General features: G+C 69.3%; 16 protein-coding genes. 9 read left to right on the top strand and 7 right to left on the bottom strand.

All coding sequences use genetic code 11. From position 1 onward, the window contains the following. Both ABZ671_RS28500 and ABZ671_RS28495 read right to left on the bottom strand, forming a co-directional pair. The coding region (locus ABZ671_RS28500) for an FAD-binding oxidoreductase (protein WP_357863918.1) at positions 1 to 1347 on the bottom strand (1347 nt) is incomplete at its 3' end. A gap of 316 nt (positions 1348 to 1663) precedes the next feature. Beyond that, positions 1664 to 2716 carry an acetylxylan esterase gene (locus ABZ671_RS28495; protein ID WP_357863915.1) on the bottom strand — a complete coding sequence of 351 codons (1053 nt, stop codon included), beginning with the start codon at positions 2714 to 2716 and terminating at the stop codon, positions 1664 to 1666. Between the two features lie 301 nt (positions 2717 to 3017). Between ABZ671_RS28495 and ABZ671_RS28490 the strand changes: the two genes are divergently transcribed. The 6 genes from ABZ671_RS28490 (at position 3018) to ABZ671_RS28465 (ending at position 11051) form a co-directional block, all read left to right on the top strand. After that, positions 3018 to 3962 carry an ABC transporter permease subunit gene (locus ABZ671_RS28490; protein ID WP_357863913.1) on the top strand — a complete coding sequence of 315 codons (945 nt, stop codon included), beginning with the start codon at positions 3018 to 3020 and terminating at the stop codon, positions 3960 to 3962. Beyond that, entirely contained in the window at positions 3959 to 4888 is a 930-nt protein-coding gene (locus tag ABZ671_RS28485) for a carbohydrate ABC transporter permease (RefSeq protein ID WP_357863911.1), read from the top strand. Before ABZ671_RS28490 ends, ABZ671_RS28485 begins: the two co-directional genes overlap by 4 nt. A 48-nt stretch (positions 4889 to 4936) precedes the next feature. After that, a complete protein-coding gene (locus ABZ671_RS28480) occupies positions 4937 to 6574 on the top strand; it encodes an extracellular solute-binding protein (RefSeq protein WP_357863910.1) in 1638 nt (545 codons plus the stop codon). Between the two features lie 76 nt (positions 6575 to 6650). Next, a complete protein-coding gene (locus tag ABZ671_RS28475; protein ID WP_357863908.1) occupies positions 6651 to 8213 on the top strand; it encodes a xylan 1,4-beta-xylosidase in 1563 nt (520 codons plus the stop codon). Next, on the top strand, positions 8210 to 8917 hold the full coding sequence (locus ABZ671_RS28470) for a DUF624 domain-containing protein (RefSeq protein ID WP_357863906.1): 708 nt from the start codon (positions 8210 to 8212) through the stop codon (positions 8915 to 8917). The genes ABZ671_RS28475 and ABZ671_RS28470 overlap by 4 nt, the downstream gene beginning before the upstream one ends. A gap of 25 nt (positions 8918 to 8942) precedes the next feature. Next, on the top strand, positions 8943 to 11051 hold the full coding sequence (locus ABZ671_RS28465) for an alpha-glucuronidase (protein WP_357863904.1): 2109 nt from the start codon (positions 8943 to 8945) through the stop codon (positions 11049 to 11051). Positions 11052 to 11094: 43 nt separating this feature from the next. Here ABZ671_RS28465 and ABZ671_RS28460 read toward each other — a convergent pair whose 3' ends face one another. From ABZ671_RS28460 to ABZ671_RS28445, 4 genes are read right to left on the bottom strand one after another with little or no spacing between them, the layout of a single operon-like run. Continuing rightward, positions 11095 to 13419, bottom strand: a complete 2325-nt coding sequence (locus ABZ671_RS28460) for a glycoside hydrolase family 3 N-terminal domain-containing protein (RefSeq protein WP_357863902.1) — start codon at positions 13417 to 13419, stop codon at positions 11095 to 11097. Between the two features lie 39 nt (positions 13420 to 13458). Then, complete coding sequence (locus tag ABZ671_RS28455; RefSeq protein ID WP_357863922.1) at positions 13459 to 14325, bottom strand: carbohydrate ABC transporter permease; 867 nt, start codon at positions 14323 to 14325, stop codon at positions 13459 to 13461. Then, complete coding sequence (locus ABZ671_RS28450; RefSeq protein ID WP_357863900.1) at positions 14322 to 15320, bottom strand: sugar ABC transporter permease; 999 nt, start codon at positions 15318 to 15320, stop codon at positions 14322 to 14324. The genes ABZ671_RS28455 and ABZ671_RS28450 overlap by 4 nt, the downstream gene beginning before the upstream one ends. Further along, positions 15317 to 16624, bottom strand: coding sequence for an extracellular solute-binding protein (locus ABZ671_RS28445; protein ID WP_357863898.1), 1308 nt, complete (start codon positions 16622 to 16624; stop codon positions 15317 to 15319). Before ABZ671_RS28445 ends, ABZ671_RS28450 begins: the two co-directional genes overlap by 4 nt. Positions 16625 to 16765: 141 nt before the next feature. On the opposite strand from ABZ671_RS28445, the gene ABZ671_RS28440 reads away from it, so the two are divergent. Beyond that, complete coding sequence (locus tag ABZ671_RS28440) at positions 16766 to 17770, top strand: LacI family DNA-binding transcriptional regulator (protein ID WP_357863896.1); 1005 nt, start codon at positions 16766 to 16768, stop codon at positions 17768 to 17770. Between the two features lie 47 nt (positions 17771 to 17817). Here ABZ671_RS28440 and ABZ671_RS28435 read toward each other — a convergent pair whose 3' ends face one another. After that, positions 17818 to 18846 (bottom strand): LacI family DNA-binding transcriptional regulator, encoded by a 1029-nt coding sequence (locus tag ABZ671_RS28435; protein WP_357863894.1) that lies wholly within the window; start codon positions 18844 to 18846, stop codon positions 17818 to 17820. Positions 18847 to 19103: 257 nt separating this feature from the next. Here ABZ671_RS28435 and ABZ671_RS28430 point away from each other — a divergent pair, with 257 nt between their 5' ends. Together ABZ671_RS28430 and ABZ671_RS28425 are read left to right on the top strand one after the other, a co-directional pair. Continuing rightward, positions 19104 to 20729: a glycoside hydrolase family 43 protein gene (locus tag ABZ671_RS28430; RefSeq protein WP_357863892.1), complete on the top strand. Its 1626-nt coding sequence runs from the start codon at positions 19104 to 19106 to the stop codon at positions 20727 to 20729. 151 nt (positions 20730 to 20880) lie between these two features. Next, complete coding sequence (locus ABZ671_RS28425; protein WP_357863890.1) at positions 20881 to 22074, top strand: endo-1,4-beta-xylanase; 1194 nt, start codon at positions 20881 to 20883, stop codon at positions 22072 to 22074. Positions 22075 to 22197 lie beyond the last annotated feature (123 nt).

Here is a 22197-nt window from a genome sequence, read left to right as displayed (position 1 = left end):
GGTTTTGTGTTTGTGGGGGGGGGGGGGCCCGGCGCCCGGGGGGGGGGGGGGCGTTCCCCCCCCCACGACCGCCTCCCAGGCCGGGTAGGCGCGACGGAGCTGGGCGCCCGTGCCGTGCAGCCGGTACGGCAGATAGAACGTGCCGTCAACGTCGACCGCCGCATCGATCAGCTTACGGGTCAGGGTGCGCATGCGGTCCTCAGCGTCGCCGGTGTTCTCCTGCCGGAAGTTCATCACCAGGCCGAAAACATCCTGCCGGGCGTACGCCAGTGCGCTGCGGCGGTCCTGCCGCACGTCGCGGACGGTGACGTTGAGCAGTTCTACCTGACCATGTTTGATGATTCCTCGGGCCTTCTGGACAAACTCCCACAGTCGTTGTTGCGGGACGAAGTATTCGTGGAGGATGTCCCGCGTCCCTGACGAGTGGTCGGCGAAGACCGCTACCGGCTCGTTCAAGATACTGTTTCGGCTCAGTGGGCCGGCCAGCAATGGTGCCATGTCGCGTTCCACGCCCCAGCGCAGCGCCTTGCCCACGTTGCTGCCGGCAGAGTTGCGGAAGACCCCTCGTTCGAGCTGCGGCATGGCCGGGCTGGCCAACGGCAGCACGGCGCCGCGCGTGCCCGGATCCGGGGTGAAGGTGACCAGGATGGCTTCGTCCAGGAAGTTGCGCGGATCCACCGACAACCGTCCGTAGGCCATTTCCACCCGGGAGTCGGCCGCGTACACCCGCCTGGTGAACGTGGTCGCGTAGTCGCGGGTGCGCAGGGTGTGGAAATGCGGGCTGTACATCGCGTTGGGCCAAACGTCGAGGTCGACGTCGAGGATCACACCGAACAAGCCATAGCCGCCGAGCACCAGTCCGAACTGTTCCACGTTCTCCGTCGGACTGCAGGTGATCACGTCGCCGCCTGCCGTGAGCAGCCGGAAGCTGCGTACGGTGGCCGAGATCGGCGGATGGTTGGTATGCCAGCCGTGGCAGTTCACGCTCAGTGAGCCGCCCACCGAAAAGTCGTGATTGGACTGCATCACCTTCGGCGCGAAGCCGGCCGCGTTGAGCACCGGTATGATCTCGCGCCACGTCGCTCCCGCGCCCACGCGCACCACACCAGCCGCACTGTCCAGCAGAATCTCGTTCATGGGACGGGTGTCGAGGACCCAACCGTCGGCGAGCATGCTCTGCCCACCCATGGAATGACGTACGCCTGCGATAGCCAGCGGCGGGTCATCGCCTTCGGCGATGCGGCGCAGCAACGGCGTGACGACCTGGGTGGTGGATTCCACCGACTTGCCGGCGAAAAGCACCCCCCGCACGGCGGTCGGGTTGAGTCTGCTCGCGTCGTCGAGCAACGCGCCAGACGGAATGGTAGACGGAATCCTGCCCTGCTCAGCCCATCGACTCACGGCGACGGTAGCCGCACTACCAGCAACCAATGCGCCCGTCGCCGTTACCCCGTGCGTCAATACCTGCCGCCGCGACATCCGGAACCGTGCCACCACCCGCCACCCTTCAACAGGAAGCCCGCCGCTTCGCAGCGCACTTCGCTTCGCAGCGCACTTCGCGTCGTCGCGCACAGCAGAGCGTGCACGGTGCGGAAAGGGTGTCACACCCGAATCTGACGATCAGCAGTGCTCGCCTCGTCGCGCACGAGCTGGCACCGATTTCTCATCCCGGCCGGCTGGCGGTGCCAGCTGCGCTCGGGCCGCCCGGCGGATCGGAGCGTCCGGGGTCGGGCAGCGCCGACGCGAGCCACCGCAGCTGGCGTCGCACGTGCACGGCCTCCCCGCCCTCGTGCTGGTTGAACGGATAGACGTGCATCTCGCGCTCGGGCGAGCCCGGCCGGCCGTTGGCGGCGCCGTACTGGTTGTAGGCGGCGAAGCCGGTGCTGGGCGGGCAGACCGGGTCGCGCAACCCGATCCCGAAGTGCGCGGGAGCGGTGGCCCGGCGGGCGAACGTCACGCCGTCGACGTACGACAGCGTTCGGCGGACCGCCGTCTCCGCCTCCCGGTTGACGGCCAGATAACGCACGATCTCACCGTACGGGGCAGCGTCGGTGATCTCGATTGCCCGCTCGATGTGACAAAGGAACGGGACCGTGGTGAGCAGCGCGGCGAGATCGGGCACCAGCCCCGCCACGGCCAGGGCGAGGCCACCACCCTGGCTGTTGCCGGCCGCGACGACCCGGTCGGGGTCGACACCCGGCAGGGCGCGCGCCGCCCGGACCGCCCGCACGGCGTCGGTGATCAGCCGGCGGTAGTGGTAGCCGTGGGGTGTCAGGATGCCCCAGGTCACCGGCCAGGGGCCACCGGCCGTCCCCTGACCCGGGTCGGGGGTGTCCCCGCCGCCGTGCTGGCCGGCCTGGCCTCGGCAGTCCATCAGCAGGTGCGCGTAGCCGGCCACCGGCCAGGTCAGCCGCTCGTGCGGCAGGCCGCGCCCGCGCCCGTAGCCGGTGAACTCCACCACCGTGGCCAGTGGGTCGTCCACTCCGGCGGGACGGGTGTACCAGGCCCGGATCGGGTCGCCGCCGAAGCCGGCGAAGGTGACGTCCCAGGAGTCGACGAGACGGAGGTCGGTCGGCTCCGGCCGTACGTCGAGCAGGACCGGCCGGGTCTCGGCCTCCGCGAGGGTCGTCTGCCAGAACGCGTCGAAGTCGGCCGGTTCGGCCACCACGGGCGCGTAGCGACGCAACTGGTCGAGGGGGAAATCGAACAGGGGCATGAATCCTCGCGTGGTTCCGCCGGACACCGGAACGTCCGGAAGTTTCGCGGCACCGTATCATGCCGACATCGACACCCGTGCGCCCGTAAATGATTTCCCGCCGAGTTGACGGCTCAGCTCCATCAATACGGTCTGTCCCGGAGTGCGGCGTAACGTCCCTGGTTTGTCAACCCTTGACACATTCACGTCGCTGCCCCTAGGTTGCCGAAAAGTACCGTGGTGTCGCTGGAAGTTTCGGCGCGCCGACGCCGCGCGGACCGGACGGTCGCGGGTTGACCCGGGTCGGTCGAGGGGGGTCCACGTGAACAGCAGATTGCCCGACCCGGCCCGCCGCCGCGCCGGTCGGCGCACCTGGCGCCAGGCGCTGCGGCGGGATTGGCAGCTCTACTCCCTGGCGGTCCTGCCACTGCTGTTCTTCCTGGTCTTCCGCTACCTGCCGATGCTCGGGAACGTGATCGCCTTCCGGCGGTTCCAACCGGGCGGGAGCGTGTTCGGCGAGCGCTGGGTGGGCCTGCGGTACGTACGGATGTTCCTCACCGACCCGACGTTCTGGGACGTGTTCACCAACACGCTGGTGCTGGGCGCGCTGACCCTGTTGTTCTGCTTCCCACTGCCCATCGTGCTGGCGCTGCTGCTCAACGAGCTGCGCAGCCGCCGGCTCAAACGGTTCGTCCAGTCGGTGTCCTACCTGCCGCACTTCCTGTCGATCGTGATCGTGGCGGCCATGGTCATGCAGTTGGTGTCCATGGACGGAACGGTGAACCAGTTCGTCCGCGCTGTCGGCGGCGAGGCGGTGCCGTTCCTGCAACAGGCCGGGTGGTTCCGGACGATCTACGTCTCCTCGGAGGTCTGGCAGACCGTCGGCTGGGGCACCATCCTCTACCTCGCCGCGCTGACCGCCGTCGACGAGGACCTGTACGAGGCGGCCCGCATCGACGGTGCCAACCGGTGGCGGCAGACCTGGCACGTGACGCTGCCCGGGATCCGGCCGACGATGGTGACCCTGCTGATCCTCAACATCGGCACGTTCATGGCGGTCGGCTTCGAGAAGATCCTGTTGCTGTACAACCCGTTGACCTACCCCACGGCCGACGTGATTTCCACCTATCTGTTCCGGGTCGGCATCGTCTCCAGCAACTTCAGCTACGCGGCGGCCATCGGCCTGTTCGAATCCGTGATCGGGCTGACGCTGGTGCTGTCGGCGAACGCGATCTCCCGGCGGGCGGTAGGGACGAGCCTGTGGTGACCATCGACACGAGCGCGCCCGCCCCCGCGACCGGCCGCCGGCACGGCGCGCACACCAGCCGGGGCTACCGGGTCTTCCGAGTGGTCAACGCCATCATCCTGACCGGCGTCGTGCTGGTGACCTTGTATCCCTTCGTCAACATCGTGGCCCGCTCGCTCAGCGACAACGCGTACATCGTGTCGGGGCAGGTGAACCTGATCCCGCGCGGGTTCAATCTCGCCGCGTACCGGGCGGTGATGTCCGACCCGATGTTCTGGACGAGCTATCGCAACACGGTGGTGTACACGGTCGTGGCCACGGCCGCATCGATCGTGCTGACCACCTGCTACGCCTACGTCCTGTCGAAGAGACAACTCAAGGGCCGCACGGCGCTGGTCGGGATCGCGGTGTTCACCATGTTCTTCACCGGTGGTCTGATCCCCAACTACATCCTGGTCACCAGCCTCGGGTTGAAGAACACCGTGTGGGCGATCGCGCTGCCCAACGCCATCAACGTGTTCAACCTGCTCGTGATGAAGGCGTTCTTCGAGAGTCTGCCGGTCGAGCTGGAGGAGGCCGCTGCCGTCGACGGGCTGAACACGTACGGCATCCTGCTGCGGATCGTGCTGCCGCTGTCGAAGGCGGTGGTCGCCACGATGGTGCTCTTCTACGCCGTCTCCTTCTGGAACTCCTGGTTCGCCGCGTTCCTGTACATGGACCGCCTGGATCTGTTTCCGGTGACCGTCTATCTGCGCAACCTCATCGCCGGCGCGACCGACGCGACCTCGACCGGCGGCGGCCTCGGCAGCGCCAGCGACGTCGTTCAGTCCGCCGCCACCATCCAGTCCGTGACCATCGTGCTCACGGTCCTGCCCATCCTGGCGGTCTACCCCTTCATTCAGCGGTACTTCGTCTCCGGGGTCATGCTCGGCGCGGTCAAGGGGTAGCCGCCGGCGTAACCGTCCACACCGCCCCCACGCGAAAGGAATCCCCCCATGGCCCAGCTCTCCCGGCGCCAGTTGCTGTTCGCCGCCGGCGCGGCCGCCGTCGTCTCGGTGGCCGGCTGCAGCGACGACGCCGACGACAAGAAGGACCTCTCCGGCAAGCGGGGCGGCGCCATGGACACGTACGGCGTCGGTGACCAGTTCAAGGCCACCCAGGCGGTGTCCTTCTCGATGCTCTACAACAACCACCCGAACTACCCGTTGAAGGACGACTGGCTGTTCTGGTCGGAGCTGACCAAGCGGACCGGGGTCAAGATCGAGCCGGTCGCCGTGCCGCTGAGCGACTACGAGCAGAAGCGCAGCGTCCTGATCGGCGCCGGCGACGCGCCGTTCATCATTCCGAAGACCTACCACCCGCAGGAGGACGCCTACGTCTCCTCCGGCGCGATCCTGCCGGTCAGCGAGTACCTCGACCTGATGCCCCACTTCAAAGACAAGATCGAGAAGTGGAACCTGCAGCCGGAGATCGACTCGCTCCGCCAGGAGGACGGCAAGTTCTACCTGCTTCCCGGGCTGCACGAGAAGCCCTGGCAGGACTACACCCTCGCGGTCCGGATGGACATCCTCGAGGAGCTCAAGATTCCGGTACCGGAGACCTGGGACGACGTGTACACCATGCTCAAGGCGATGAAGGCGGCGTACCCGAACGTCTACCCGTTCTCCGACCGGTTCGGCAAACCCAACCCCGCCGGCAACCTGTTGAACATGCTCGCCCTCGCCTACGGCCTGCAGGGCGCCGGCTGGAACTTCCAGCACACCAGTTGGGACGCGAACGCCAAGAAGTTCGTCTACACCGGCGCGTCCGAGCAGTACAAGGCGATGCTGGAATACCTGCACAAGCTGGTCGACGAGAAGCTGCTCGACCCGGAGACCTTCACCCAGACCGACGACCAGGCCCGTCAGAAACTCGCCAGTGGCAAGTCCTTCGTGATCAGCACCAACGCGCAGACCCTGGTCAACGACTACCGGCCCGACCTGGCGAAGACCCTCCCGAACGCGCGGATGGCCAAGATTCCGTTTCCGATCGGGCCGGCCGGGCCGATGAACCCGGCGAGCCGGCTTGAGAACGGCATCATGATCTCCTCGAAGGCGCGCGACAGCAAGAACTTCGTGGCCATGATGCAGTTCATCGACTGGCTCTGGTATTCCGACACCGGCCAGGAGTTCGCCAAGTGGGGTGTCGAGGGCGTCACCTACACCAAGGACTCGTCCGGCAAGCACACCCTCACCCCCGACGTCGACGTCATCGGGCTCAACCCGAAGGGTACGAAGCACCTACAGAAGGACTTCGGCTTCTACAACGGCATCTTCGCCTACGGTGGCCGCCTCGACCTGGTCCAGTCCTTCTTCTCCGCCGAGGAGATGGAATTCCAGAAACTGCTCAACGCCCGCCCGAACGTCGCGGTCCCGCCGCCGCACCCGCTCACCGACGAGGAACGCGAGCAGGTGACCCTCTGGGAGACGCCGCTGAAGGACTACGTCTACCAGAACACGCTGAAGTTCAGCCTGGGCCAGCGCGACCTCGGTGAGTGGGACGCCTACGTGACCGAGCTCAAGGGCAGGAACATGGGCTCCTACCTGGACGCGGTCAACAAGGCGTACGACCGCTACCAGAAGCACCACGGCTGACCTCGGCTCTCGGTCGGGCCCGTCGGCGGGCCCGACCGAAGGGTGCGCGGGTCGGCGAGCGGAGGAGAAAGACGGCATGCGGATCGTCGTACCGGAACAGGCCACGGGCCGGCTGACCGACGCGTGGCGGGCCTGCGTCGGCACCGGCCGGTTCGAGCTGGGGCTCCGGCGTGACTACCAGGAATCGCTGGCCCTCGTCCAGCGGGAGATCGGTTTCCGGCACCTCCGCGGGCACGGGCTGTTCAGCGACGGCACCGGCGTCTACCGGCCCTACGAATACCGGGGGTCGCGCCGGGTGCGGTACGCGTTCACGTACGTCGACCAGGTGATCGACGCCTACCTTCAGCTCGGCATCCGGCCCTTCCTGGAGCTGGGATTCATGCCCGCCGCCCTCGCCTCCGGCGACCAGACGGTGTTCTGGTGGCGCGGCAACGTCACCCCGCCGAAGTCCTGGCAGGGCTGGGCCGATCTGGTCCGGGCCACGCTCACCCACCTGATCGACCGCTACGGGCTCGACGAGGTACGCACCTGGCCGACCGAGGTGTGGAACGAACCCAACCTCACAGCGTTCTGGCAGAACGCCGACCAGGATGCCTACCACCGGCTCTACGAGGTGACGGCGCACGCGGTCAAGGAGGTCGACGCGGCGCTGCAGGTCGGCGGCCCCGCCATCTCCCCCGGCGCGGACGAGTGGCTGATGCCGTTCGCCGAGTTCGTGACCGCCCGCTCGGTGCCGGTCGACTTCGTCAGCCGGCACGCGTACACCTCCGGGCCCGCACAGCACGTGCCGTTCGGCACCCACCAGACCCTCGCGCCCGCGTCCAGCCTGCTGGACCAGTTCGCCAGCCCCCGACGGCAGCTGCGCGGCAGCGCGCTCGCGGGCCGGCCGGTGCACATCACCGAGTTCAACTCCTCCTACCGGCCCGACAACCGGGTCCACGACACGGCGTTTCACGCCGCGTACCTCGCTCCGGTGGTGGCCGCCGGCGGCGACCTGGTCGACTCCTTCTCCTACTGGACCTTCAGCGACATGTTCGAGGAGGAGGGGGTGCCGACCTCGCTGTTTCACGGCGGGTTCGGCCTGCTCACCCACCGCCAGGTCAAGAAGCCCACCTACCACCTGTACGCGTTCATGGCCCGCCTCGGCGACCAGGTGCTCGCCCGCGGCCCGGACCACCTGGTCACCCGGGACGCCGTCGGCCGGATCGCCGTGCTGGCCTGGGCGCCGGTGGACGCCACCGGCGACACCCCCGGCCCGGACCGGCACACCGTCCGCCTGTCGCTGCCCCTGGGCACGGCCGCGTCGGGTGCCGCGTTCCTGCTGCGCTCGTCGGTCGACGAACAGGTGGGCAATGCCTGGACGGCGTGGTGCGAGATGGGCCGCCCGCACTCCCCCGGCACTCGGCAGCTGGACGCCCTGCGGGAGGCCGCCGAGCCGGCCCGGCGGCACGCGAGGCTGCCGATCGAGGGCGGCCGAGTCATGCTCGACCTGCACCTGTCCCGGCACGAGGTGACCCTGGCCGAGCTGACCCCGGTGATCGACGAGACCCCGCCGTGGTGGGACGACGACCGGCTGCTCGGCCGCACCGCCAGCGACGGGTCGCCGCGCGCCGCGGAGACCGACGGGGAGGCGGCGTGAACAACGCCCTCGGCGCGCGGCGCCAGTTCGGCGACGGGCCGCTGTCCCGCGCCGCGGCGCTGATCTACACGGTGCTGGTGGTCGAACTACTGTTCCTGGTCACCACGGCGCCCGGACTGGTCGCGCTGATGCTGCTGGAACGGGACGTCAGCAACCTCCCGCTGGCCGCGGCCTGCACGCTTCCGCTCGGCCCGGCCGGGTCCGCCGCCCTGTACACGCTGCACCATCAACGTCCCGACCCGACCGACCTGCACCCGGCGCGCGTCTTCTGGCGCGGCTACCGGGCCAACCTCGCCGACGTCCTGCGGATCTGGGTTCCGCTGCTGCTGTGGCTGACCGTCATCGCGGTGAATCTCGCCCACCTGCCCGCCGCCGGCGTTCCCCGCTGGTGGGCGGTGCCGCTCGTGCTGATCGGGGCCGGCGTGACCCTGGTCGGTGTCAACGCGCTGGTGATCGCCTCACTGTTCTCCTTTCGGTTCCGGGACGTCCTGCGGCTGGCCCGATATTTCCTCGCACGCACGCCGGCCGTCACCCTCGGCAACGCCGGCCTGCTGGTCGCGACCGCCGCCCTGACCGTGCTCACCTCGGAGGCGGTGGTCGCGGCGCTGGGCGCGCTGCTGGCCTTGGCCCTGTTGGTCGGCAGCCGACCGATGATCACCGCCATCCGCGAGGACTTCACGCCGAGGGCCGCAAAATCCGCGTGATCGGCCCACTTGAGTCGGAGGTCTGTTGAATACCGCCCAGCCGAACGACGTACACGCCGCCTGGCTGCCGCCGGAGGCGTTCCGCGCCCTCGGGTCGCGGCACATCCTGGTCTGCGGCGAGGGCACCCTCGTCGACACGGTGCGCCACGAGGCAGCTCAGGCGTGCGCCCGGTACGGCGGCCGCGTGGACCTGCCGCCGCCGCGGCCGGTCGATGCGCGATCGGCGTCCGGCACGTCGTACGACCTGGTGCTCGCGCTGATCCCGGCCGGCCTCCTGCCGATCACCGCGGCGGCGGTCGAGGTCGGGTACCGCCGGCGGCACGGGCCGGGCGCACTGGACGAGGAGGGTTTCCTGCTGGCCCGGCACGCCGAGGGCACGGTGGTGCTGGCCGAGGCGCCCGCAGGTTTGCTCTACGGTCTGTTCCACCTCGTCAGGCTCGGTGAGTCGGCGTTCGGGCTCACCCGCCCGATGGAGCTGCACCGGCCGGCGATGCGGCGGCGGATGCTCGACCACTGGGACAACGTCGACGTCCATCCGGTGATGGGCCAGGTCGAGCGCGGTTACGCGGGCGGGTCGCTCTTCTGGCGGGACGGCGCGCGGCAGGCGGATCTGACCCGGGTCGGGGCCTACGGGCGGCTGCTGGCGGCCTGCGGGGTCAACGCGGTCGCGGTGAACAACGTGAACGTCCACACCACGGAGATGCGACTGTTGACGCACCGGCTGGGCGACGTCGCGGCGATCGCGGACGTGCTGCGGCCGTACGGGATCCGGGTGCACCTGTCCGTCAGCTTCGCCGCGCCCGTCGCCCTCGGCGGGCTGCCGACCGCGGATCCGCTCGACGGCGGTGTGCGGGCGTGGTGGGCCGACACCACCCGCCAGGTGTACGAGCGCGTCCCCGACTTCGGCGGCTACGTGGTGAAGGCCGACTCGGAGGGGCAGCCGGGCCCCTTCGCGTACGGGCGCAGCCACGCCGACGGCGCGAACGTTCTCGCCGACGCGCTGGCGCCGTTCGGGGGTGTGGTGCACTGGCGTGCCTTCGTTTACCACCACCGGCAGGACTGGCGCGACCGGTCGACCGACCGGGCCCGCGCCGCTTGTGACCATTTCGCCCCGCTCGACGGGCAGTTCCGGGACAACGTGATCCTGCAGGTGAAGCACGGCCCGATGGACTTCCAGCCACGGGAGCCGATCTCCCCGGTGATCGCGGCCATGCCCGGCACTCGGCTGGCCGTGGAGTTCCAGGTGACCCAGGAGTACACCGGCCAGCAGCGCCACGTGTGCTACCTGGCCCCCTGGTGGAGCGAGGTGCTCCGGTTCACGCCGTGGGGGGACGGCGGGCCGACCGTCGCCGACGTGGCGGCCGGCGGGTCGACTGCTGGCGAGGCGGCCGGCGGTGGTCTGGTCGCGGTCTCCAACGTGGGCGACGATCCGTTCTGGACCGGGCATCCGCTGGCACAGGCCAACCTGTATGCCTTCGGCCGGCTGGCCTGGGATCCACGGCTGGACCCGGTGGCGGTGCTCGACGAGTGGATCCAGCTCACCTTCGCCAGGTCGACGCCGGGCGGGCCCGGCCCGATACGCCGGGCACTGCACGAGATCATGGACGACTCGTGGCATACCTACGAGCGGTACACCGCCCCGCTCGGCGTCGGATTCATGGTCCGTCCCGGCCATCACTACGGGCCCGACGTGGACGGGTACGAGTACACGCCCTGGGGCACCTACCACTTCGCCGACCGGGACGGGGTGGGCGTCGACCGCACCCGGGCGTCGGGCACCGGCTTCACCGGCCAGTACCCGCCGCCCTGGCGGGACGTGTACGAATCGGTCGAGCGGTGCCCGGACGAGCTGCTGCTCTTCTTCCACCACGTGCCGTACGGGCACGTGCTGCGCAGCGGCTCGACGGTGATCCAGCACATCTACGACACCCACTTCGCCGGGGTGGAGCAGGTGGCGGCGATGCGACGCCGGTGGGAGCGACTCGCCGGCATGGTCGATCCGGGGGTTCACGCCCGGGTGCGGGAGCTTCTCGACGAGCAGTTGCGGTGCGCCCAGGAGTGGCGGGATCAGATCAACGCCTACTTCTTCCGTAAGTCAGGGGTGCCGGACGCTTACGGACGTCCGATCCCCTGACCGGGTCCGCCGGCCGTCCCCGTGGACGACCGACGGACCGACCTCAGCAGATCTCGGACGTCGTCCACCGGGGGGAATCGTTGGTGACCGGCACCGTGTCGCCGACCAACGTGGTCAGCGCCTGGGTGTCCCGCCGGGCGCTGGTGCCGACCCAGAGTTCGACGTCGCCGGGCTCCACGACCCGGGTGAGCGTGCGGTCGGAGAAGGCCAGCCGGGTGGTCGGCACCGTCAGCTCGACGGTGATCGACTGGCCCGGTTCCAGGCGGACCCGCCGGTAGCCGAGCAGCTGCGCCACCGGTCGGGTCACCGAGGCCACCAGGTCGCGGCCGTAGAGCTGGACCACGTCGTCGCCGGCGGCCGCGCCGGTGTTCGCCACGCGTACGGTCACGCGCAGCGCCCCGTCGGTCGGCACCGTGGCGGGCACGGCCAGGTCGGCGTGCTCGAACGTGGTGTAGGACAGGCCGTGGCCGAACGGCGCCACGGGCGTCGCCGACAGGTTGGTCACCTCGCTGCCCTCGCCGAGCGTGGGATGCAGGTACGAGTACGGCTGCGCCCCCGCCGAGCGGGGCAGGCTGACCGGCAGCTTGCCCGACGGGTTGACCCGCCCGGAGAGCACGCCGGCGATCGCCCCGGCGCCCTCCTCGCCGGGGAAGAACGCCTGCACCACCGCCGCGCACCGCGCCAGTGCCCAGTCGACCGCGTACGGTCGGCCGGTGACCAGCACGAGGACCACCGGCGTGCCCGTCGCCAGCACCGCCTCGACGAGCTCACGCTGCACCCCGGGCAGCTCCAGGTCGTCACGGTCGCAGCCTTCGCCGACCGTGCCGCGCCCGAAGAGACCGGCGTGGTCGCCGACGACCAGCACCGCGACCTGCGCGGCGGCCGCCGTGGCGACAGCCTCGTCGAAACCGGACCGGTCGTCGCTGTCCACGTCGCAGCCGCGAGCCCAGGTGACGAGGTCGGCGCCGAACTCGACGCGCATCGCGTCGAGCACCGTCGGCACCTCGATGCCGGTTTCCACGTCCGGATGCTGGACGAGCACATGGTTGAGGAAGGAGTAGCACCCGAAGAGCGCGCCCTGCCGGTCGGCGTTCGGACCGATGAGCGCCACGCGCCGACCCGGGGGCAGCGGAAGTACGTCCTGGTTGGCGACCAGGACGATCGACTTCTCCGCGAGGCGGCGGGCGATCGACCGGTGCTCGGGCGAGTCGAGGTCGACCGCCTGGGGCGGTTCGTCCGTGAAGGTGGCATCGAGCAGCCCGAGTTCCCGCTTCTGGCGCAGGACCCGCAGCACCGCCCGGTCGATGATCGCCTCGTCGAGCTTGCCGGCCCGCACGGCCTCCGGCAGGGTCAGGTAGGCGTCGCCCGTCGGAAGCTCGATGTCGACTCCGGCGGTCAGCGCCTGCACGGCCGCCTCCGCGTGGTCGCCCGCGACGTGGTGCAGCAGGTTCAGGAAGGCCACCCCGTAGTAGTCGGCCACCACCGTGCCGTCGAAGCCCCACCGGTCCCGCAGCACGCCGGTCAGCATCGTCGGGTCAGCGGCGACGGGTACGCCGTCGATCTCGGCGTAGGAGTGCATGACGGAGCGGGCGTTGCCGTCGCGGATCGCCATCTCGAACGGGAGAAACAGCACGTCGGCGAGTTCCCGGGGGCCGGCGTGCACCGGGGCGAAGTTACGCCCGGCGCGTGAGGCGGAGTAGCCGGCGAAGTGCTTCAAAGTGGCGTGCACCCCCTGCGACTGCAGGCCGCGCACGTACGACGTGCCGACGGTGCCGACCAGGTAGGGGTCTTCGGAGATACACTCGTCGACCCGGCCCCAACGCGGGTCACGGATCACGTCGAGCACCGGGGCGAGACCCTGGTGGATGCCCAGGGCTCGCATCGACGCCCCGATCGCCGCGGCCATCTCGGTGACGAGCTCGGGATCGAACGCGGCACCCCACGCCAGCGGGGTGGGGAAGGTGGCCGCCTTCCACGCCGAAAGCCCGGTGAGGCACTCTTCGTGGACGATCGCCGGTATGCCGAGCCGGGTGCCCGTCACCAGGTCCGACTGGAACTTCCACAGCCAGGACGCACGCGCGGCGGCGTCAACGGGGCGCGTGCCGTAGGCCCGGGTGAGGTGGCCGAGCCCGTGCCGGGAAAAGTCCTCGAGCTTGGCGATGTCGCCGAACTCGCCCTGCAACGGTGCGACGGCCTCGCCGTCCTCCTTCTCCCAGAAGCCGACGAGCTGAGCGATCTTCTCCTCGATCGTCATCCGGCCGAGTAGCTCGCGTACGCGTGCCTCGCCGTCCTGCCCGTCCGGCCGGTCGTGGTCCGGACCTGCCTGAGCCGGCGCCGGCCCGTCCACTGCCCCGTGGACCTCAGTCATGCTGTGCCTCTTTCTTGGTTGTGCTTGTACCGCTGTCGCTCAGCCCTTGACCGCACCCTGCAGGCCGCCGACGATCTGTTTCTCGGCGAGCGTGAAGAAGAGCAGTGCCGGCAGCATCGCCAGCGACGTGAAGGCGAGGACGCCCGCCGTGTCGGTGGTGTACTGGCTCGAGAAGTTCTGCACGCCCAGCGGCAGGGTGTGCAGGTTGACATCGCTGAGGACCAGCAGCGGCAGGAGGAACGCGTTCCAGCTCGCCACGAACGCGAGGACCCCGACGGTGACGAGCGCGGGCCGCGACAGCGGCAGCGCGATGCGCCAGAGGAACCCGAGCCGGCCCGTGCCGTCGATCGCGGCGGCGTCCTCCAGCTCACGGGGAATGGCGGACAGGAAGGGCCGCAGGATCACGATGGTGAGCGGCAACGAGAAGGCGACCTGCGGAAGGATCACGGCGTAGTAGGAGTTGGTCAGGCTGAGGTCGCGCAGCATGAGGTAGAGCGGCAGGATCGCCGCCCCGGCTGGGAAGAGCAGGCCGAGGGTGAAGAAGGTATAGAGCGCCTCACGCCCGCGGAAGGAGTACCGGGCGAGCACGAACGCGGCGCAGACGCCGAGCGCCACGACGCCGAGCGTCGTGCCGAGGGCGATCACCGCGCTGTTGAACGCCTGCTGCCAGAAGTGGCTTTGCGTCAGCACCCTGGAGTAGTTGTCCCAGACCCAGGGGTCGGGCAGGCCGGCCGGGTCCGCGACGATCTGCGGGGTGGTGCGGAACCCGCCGATGATCACGTAGGCCACCGGGGCGATCGACACGGCCGCGACCGCGAGCGCCAGCGCGTACGTCAGCGGAGTGCTCCACGACATCGGGCGACGCTCGGAAGTTGGGGAAAGGACGGCGTTCACGGCCACGGTCAGTCCGCCTTCCGGGTGATGGCGCCTTCGATGTCACGACGGAGCAGGAAACGCTGGAACAGCAGGGCGGCGACGAACGATATGACGAACAGGATCACCGCCACCGCGTTGCCGTAGCCCCACAGCCGGGCGAAGAACCCGTTGTCCACCATGTACGTCGCCATGGTGGCCGACGCGCCGAGCGACCGCACCGCGGGTACCGAGGTCACCCAGATCACGTCGAAGATCTGCAGCGAGCCGATCATCGACAGGAACATCCAGATCCGGATCGTCGGGCCCAGCAGTGGGAGCGTGATGTGCCGCTGGACCTGCCACCAGCTCGCGCCGTCGATCGCGGCGGCCTCGGTCAGCTCGTCCGGCACGTTCGACAGGCCGGCGAGCAGGAGGATGATGGCGAAGCCGACGTACTTCCAGGTGAGGACGAACAGCAGCGTCCAGATGACGACGTCGAGGTCGGCGAGCCACGCCTGCACCAGGCTGCCCAGCCCCAGCGACCGCAGCAGCGCGTCGGCCGTGCCGCCGTCGGTCAGGATCAGCTTCCACATGATGCCGACAGTGACCTCGGCGAGCACGTAGGGCACGAACGCCAGCAGCCGGAACACGGTGCGCCCGCGGAAGCGACGGTTGAGCAGCAACGCGATGCCCAGCGCGATGGGCCCCTGGATCAGCAGCGAGCCGAACACGATGATGGCGTTGTTGCGCAGCGCGTCGAGGAAAATCGGATCCTGGAAGGCGAGCTTGTAGTTGTTGAGACCGACGTACTCGGTGGGCGGTCCTACCCCGCGCCAGCGGAAGAGGCTGTAGTAGACCGCGAAGCCCATCGGCACCAGCACGAACATCACGTAGACGACGACGGCCGGCGTCGTGAGACCGATGATTTCGTACCACTTGCGTCGAGTGCCGGCCGCGCGGACAGACGAACGTCCGGCCGGCCGGAGACCCGCCGGCGACGCGGACGCGCCGCCGGCGGGTTTCAGGGTTGGGTTGATGGAGGTCACTTGCTTGCGGCCGCCTTCATGGCCGAGACCACCTGCTCGGGCGTGCCGGTGCCCGCGAAGATGGCGACGATCCCATCGTTCATCGCGTTGCCGACGGTGCTGCCGAAGGCCGTGTCCAACCAGAGCTGCACGTAGGTCGCGTTGGACGTGGCCTCCAGGATGGACTTCAACGCGGGATCCTCGACTCCACCCTCCGCGCCCTTGGCGACGGGCAGGCCGGTGCCGGTCTCGGCGTAGCCCTTCTGCACCTCGGGGCTCACGATGTACTTGAGGAACTCGACGCACTCCGCCGGGGCGTTCTTGGCGCAGGCGAAACCGTCGCCACCGCCGAGGGCCGCCTTCGGGTCACCGGCGGAGCCGGCGATCGCCGGCACGGGGAACCAGCCCAGGAACTTGCCGAGGGCCTCTTTGTCCGTGGCGACGCTGTCCAGGGTGCCCCTGTTCCAGTCGCCCATCAGTTCCATCGCGGCCTTGCCGTTGGCGAGCAGGCCGTTCGCGCTGGTCGGGTCGTTCTGGCCCGGTGTGGCGATGAAGTTGGGCTGGAACGGCTTGGTGGCGATGAAGGCCTTCAGGTCCTCGCCGGCCTTCAGGAAGCACGGGTCGTCGAAGACCTGGTCGATGGAGGCCTTCTTCAGGGTGTCGACCGAGCAGGCACGCAGCGCGAAGTTGTACCACCAGTGCGCGGCGGGCCACTTGTCACCGGCGCCGAGCGCGATCGGAATGACGTTGATCGCCTTGAGCTTGGTGACCGCGTCGTTGAGTTCGTCGAACGTGGTCGGCGGAGCGGCGATGCCCGCCCTCGCGAACATGTCCTTGTTGTACCAGATGCCCTCGATACCCATCCGGAACGGCAGGCCGTACTGCCTACCCTTCACCTGCCAGATCTCGGTGGCGCTGCCGATGTTGGCGACCTCCGCCTTGACCTGGTCGGTGATGTCCTTGAGGTAGTCGGCCTCCACCTGCTCGCGGATCTCACCACCGCCCCACGCCTGGAAGATGTCCGGCGGGTCGTTGCTCAGCAGCGCGGCGGGGAGCCGGGTGCGCTGGAGCTGGTTGGTCTCGATCGCCTCGATCTTGACCGTGACGGTCGGGTGAAGGTCGTGGAAATCCTTGGCGACCTTTTCCCAGTAGGTCTTGCCGGGCCCGTCCTGGGAGGCGTTGTGCCACCAGGTCAAGGTCACCGGGTTCTTGTACAGCTCGTTCTCGCTGGGCGCTTCACTGTCGCCGCTGTTGCATCCGGCGGCAAGGAGCGCGCTGGTCGTAAGCAGCGCCAGGACGGCGCCTGCGCGGCGCTTTATCGCCATCGATTTCTCCTCGACTAGTCAGTCGCGGTGCTTTGGCCTGCGGGGGAGTTTTACAGCCACCTACCTCGATGTCAATCGGTATCGATAACGTTTTCGACTCGCTCGTGACGGGGTCCGGAAGGCCCCACTATGATCGTCGACGTGTCGTTCCCGCAGCGCGTCAAGATGTCGGACGTGGCCCGTGCCGCCGGCGTCTCGGTGGCAACCGTATCGAAGGTCGTCAATGGTCGGTACGGTGTGGCGCAAGCAACCGTGGAACGTGTCCAGCACGTCATCCACGAGCTCGGGTACGAGGCCAGCCTGGGCGCGCAGAGCCTGCGCAGCCACCGCACCAACGTGCTGGGCATCCTGGTCGCCGAGTTCGAGCCGTTCTCCACGGAGCTGCTCAAGGGCGCGTCCCGGGAGATCGCCGGCAGCGGCTACCAACTCCTGGCATACTCCGGCGGCGACGGCGACCGCGCCGCCACCGGGTGGGAACGCCGGTCGTTGGCCCGCCTGTCCGGCACGCTCATCGACGGGGCCGTGATCGTCACGCCGACCGTGGTCGAGACCAAGCCGGGCTTCCACGTCGTGGCGGTCGACCCCCACACGGGCCCATCCGGCCTGCCCACCGTCGATTCGGACAACTTCGCCGGCGCCGTGCTCGCCACCAACCACCTACTGTCGCTCGGTCACCGCCGCATCGGACACATCAGCGGACGCCCCGACCTCGAGTCGGCACGCCTGCGCGAGGCGGGCTTCCGCAAGGCCATGGCCGACGCCGGCATCACAGTGGACGAGCGGCTCGTACGGGTCGGCGGGTTCAAGATCGAAAGCGCGGCCGACACGGCCGCGGAACTGCTCGCGCTCCCCGACCGACCGACCGCGATCTTCGCGGGAAACGACCTCTCGGCGATCTCCACGATGGACATCGCCAGGCGCATGGGCTTCAACGTGCCCGACGACCTGTCCATCGTCGGATTCGACAACGTCCCGGAGTCGGCGCTGGTCAACCCGCCGCTCACGACGATCATGCAACCGCTGCAGCGCATGGGCGCCGAGGCATTGCGCCTGCTCGTCGACCTGATCGGCGGTGTCGAACGCGACACGCACATCCAGCTGCCCACCGAACTGGTCGTCCGGGCCTCCTGCCGCCCGCACCGGTGACACCGCCGCCGAGTCGCGTACCGGGCAGGGCGGCCGTCGCTCTTCCTTCACCGACATTCGGTGTGCAGTGGGGCGGCGCTGTCGCGGACGATGAGCTCGGTGGCCAGTTCCACCCGCGGGCTCTCGATCCGCTCGCCCTGGGCCAGGCGCAGGACCGTACGAGCGGCGAGCAGGCCCATCTCGGCGAGCGGCTGCCGGACGGTGGTCAGCGGCGGGGAACACCATCGGACCTCCGGCAAGTCGTCGAAGCCGACGACGCTGATGTCGTCGGGCACCCGGAGGCCGCGTTGCCGTACGGCTTCGTAGACGCCGAGTGCCATCTGATCGCTGGAGGCGAAGATGGCGGTGGGCGGGTCGGGCAGGCGCAACAGTTGGCTGCCACCGGCGAACCCGGCCTCGTGGTAGAAGTTGCCCTGGCGGATCAGCCGGTCGTCAACGCTGAGACCGGCGGTCTCCAGCGCCGTTCGGTAACCGTCGAGGCGCGCACGGCTGCACATGAGCTGCGGCGGCCCGGCGATGAAGCCGATCCGCCGGTGGCCGAGACCGAGCAGGTACTCGGTGGCGCGCAGACTGCCCACCCAGTTGGTCGCGCCGATCGTGGGCGCCTCCTGTGGGAGCACCCCGGCGGGGTCGACGATGACGACGGGGATGTTGAGGCGGCGCAGCTCGGCCTGCAGCGGCGGCTCCAGGGTTGAGGTCACGAAGATGACCCCTTCGGTGGAGCGGGTGCGCAGGTTGTCCAGCCACTGCTTGGCCGACGAGCTACGCCGGTGGATCGCGGACACCACGGTGCCGATGCCGGCCGCGTGCGCGACGTCCTCGACCCCACGGATGATCTCGACCGCCCACGGGCTGTCCAGATCGTTGAAGACCAGGTCGATCAGGCCGGAGCTGGCCCGCATGCTCGGCGGCCGGCGGCGGTAGCCATGCCGACTGAGCAGCTCCTCGACCCGTTCCCGGGTCTGTGGCGCGACGTCGGAGCGGCCGTTGATGACCCGCGAGACCGTGGGCACCGAGACGCCGGCCAGGCGCGCGATCGCCGCGATGGTGACTTTCCGGGAATCGTCCGAGGCCACGGGTCGCCCCTTCATCATCGCCCGAGCTCGACGGGAACCTTCCCGCCCCCGGCCGCCACGGCGGCGCGACCCCGGAACTTCCGGTCGGGTGCCGGTGTTCTTGATTGATGGCGGGCACGTTATGACGCGGCACGTTCCAGGTCAAGGCCTCTGTCCTATCTCAACCCGAACCGATACGGTGGGGCGAGATTCCGGAAACTTCCGAGCAGCCACTCCCGGAAGTTCACTTTCAGGACCTCGACCGCAGGAGCCAAGGCATGCCGACCGAGATCACGGACGTGGCCACCATCGCCCAAGCGATCCACAACCCGGTCCTCACCGGGTTCCATCCGGACCCCTCGACCCTGCGGGTGGGCGACGACTACTATCTGGCCACCTCGACCTTCGAGTGGTACCCGGGCGTCCGCATCCACCACTCCCGCGACCTCGTCCACTGGCACGCGCTGGGCGGCGTCATCACCGACCGTCGCCTCCTGGACCTGCGCGGCTGCGGCGACTCCAACGGCGTGTGGGCCCCCGACCTGTCGTACCACGACGGCCTGTTCCATCTGGTTTACAGCGACGTCGCCAGCTTCGCCAGCGGCTACTGGGACCCGCAGAACTTCCTGGTCACCGCGCCGGACATCACCGGGCCGTGGTCGGACCCGGTGAAGCTGCACGCGCACGGTTTCGACGCCTCGCTGTTCCACGACTCCGACGGCAGCACCTGGCTGCTGAGCATGAGCGCGGACTGGCGCCCGGGGCGCGATCGCTTCGGCGGCATCGAGATCCAGCGCTACGACCCGGAGCAGCGCCGACTGGTCGGCGAGGCACGAATCATCTTTCGCGGCACCTCCGCCGGCCTGACCGAGGGGCCGCACCTCTACCAGCGCGACGGCTGGTACTGGCTCGTCACGGCCGAGGGGGGCACCAGCTGGGAGCACCAGGTCACCGTCGCCCGGTCACGTCACCTGCACGGTCCCTACCTGGCCGACCCGCACGGTCCTCTGCTCACCTCCGTGGGTCGCCCGGAGTTGCGGCTGCAGAAGGCCGGGCACGGCTGCCTGGTGGAGACCCAGCACGGCGAGTGGTACCTGGCCCACCTGGCGGCCCGCCCCTACAGCCCGCTCGGCAAGTGCGTGCTCGGACGGGAGACCGCGATCCAGAAGGTCGACTGGCCCGCCGAGGAGTGGCCGCGGATCCCCGGTGGCGTGCCGGCGGAGACCATTCCCGCGCCGGACCTGCCCGCGCACCCCTGGCCGGCCGAGCCGGCGACCGACCATTTCGACGCTACCCAGCTGGCCACCTGCTGGTCGACGCTGCGCCGCCCGGCGAGCCCGGACTGGCTGGATCTGCGGGCGCGCCCGTCCCACCTGCGGATCCACGGCGGGCAGTCGCCGGTCGGCAAGCAGACGCCCAGCCTGGTCGGCCGGCGGGTCGGCGCGACGCGCTGCTCACTGGAGACCGTGATCGAGTTCGATCCGGTCAACCACCGGCACCTGGCCGGCCTCGCCGCCTACTACAACACCTTGAACTGGCACTACCTCTACCTGACCCGGTCCGACGACGGCCGGGTGGTGCTGGAGCTGCTCAGCTGCGACCGGGGACGGCGGATCGTCCACCCGGACCTCACCGTCGACGTCGCCGACGCGGCTCGGATCGGTCTACGCGCCGAGTTCGACGGGCCGGTGGTGCGCTTCTGCTACGACCTCGGCGCGGGCTGGCGGGAGCTGCCGGTGGAACTGGACGCGATGATCCTGTCCGACGAGCACGCCGCGATGATCATCGACGGCGAGCCGGCGGCCTGGGGATTCACCGGCGCCTTCCTGGGCCTGTGGGTGCAGGATCTCGGCAACGACGGCGTCTACGCCGACTTCGACCACGCCACCTACCTCGAACACTGACCGTTCCCGGCCCCGGCGACGGCCGACGTCCGGTGCCGGGGCAGGTTGACGCAGGACATCGACGGCCGTAATCTTTCGGGCTACTTGCGGAAGCAACTGCGAAAGTTTCGGAGTTCGCGGCGCACGCCGCGTCTGCCCGGAGGGAACCCCCATGAAGCTGAGACGATGGATCGCCGTCGGCGCCGTCGCCGTCGCGACGGCCGCCGCCCTCAACGTCACCCCCGCCACGGCGGGCCGCCCCCACGACCCTGCCACGCAGAGCCTGCGCGATCTGGCCCTGCGTCACGGTCTGTACCTGGGCACCGCCGTCGACATGGCCGCCCTGAACGACAAGGCGGACCCGCGCTACCGCCAGCTCACCGCGTCGGAGTTCTCCACCGTCACCGCGGAGAACGTGATGAAGTGGGAGAGCCTGGAGCCCACCCGGGGCCGCTACAACTGGGGACCGGCCGACGAGCTTCTCGCCTTCGCCCGCCAGCACAACCAACGCGTACGCGGGCACGTGCTGGTCTGGCAGAACCAACTGCCGGGCTGGCTGACCAGCGGGGTGGCGGACGGCTCCATCAGCAAGGCGGAGCTGCGCCAGATCCTGCACAACCACATCACCAACGTGGTCACCCACTTCAAGGGCCGCGTCTGGCAGTGGGACGTCGTCAACGAGGCGGTCAGCGACCCCTGGGACACCCCGTCGACCCTGCACTACAAGGGCTTCTGGGCCGAGCACCTCGGGCCGGACTACATCGCCGACGCCTTCCGCTGGGCCCGCGCCGCCGACCCGAAGGCCCTGCTGTTCTACAACGACTACAACATCGAGGCGTTCGGCTCGGGTAACCCGGCCAACGACAAGACCCAGTTCGTGTACGAGATGGCCCGTAACCTGCTGGCCAAGCGCGTGCCGATCGACGGGGTCGGCAGCCAGGGCCACCTGGGCACGCAGTACGGCAACTACGACACCTTCCAGGTCGTCGGCGCGCTGAAGAAGTTCGCGGGGTTGGGTCTGGCGACCGCGTTCACCGAGGTTGACGTGCGCAGCGAGCTCACCGCTGGCGTACGGGCGGGCGACTCCGCCGAGCTCAATCCGCGCCTACAGGCGGCCGCGGCGAACTTCAGCATCCTGCTGCGGGCCTGCCTGGCCGAGCGGCATTGCCTGTCGTTCACCCTCTGGGGCTTCACCGACCGGCACTCGTGGGTGCCGGGCTGGTTCAGCGACCCGCCGGAGGGCCTGGCCACGGTGTACGACGAGAACTACCAGCCGAAGCGGGCGTACCAGGAGATCAAGGCCGACCTGATCTACTCCGGGCCGCCCTATGTGCTGCCCCGGGCAGTGCAGACGCCGCGCCGGTAGCCACCCGTGCGACGACGGTGGGGTCGGTCCTGATCGATCCCACCGTTGAGAATTCGGAATACTCCCGGTACTTTTTCGAGAGACAACCTTCGATCAGCTCACGGTGGACGGGAGACGATCCCG

The organism is Micromonospora sp. NPDC006766 (assembly GCF_040636055.1).
Lineage (GTDB): Bacteria > Actinomycetota > Actinomycetes > Mycobacteriales > Micromonosporaceae > Micromonospora.
Note: the sequence above shows the minus strand (reverse complement) of the source record. Positions and strands in the feature narration are given on the sequence as shown.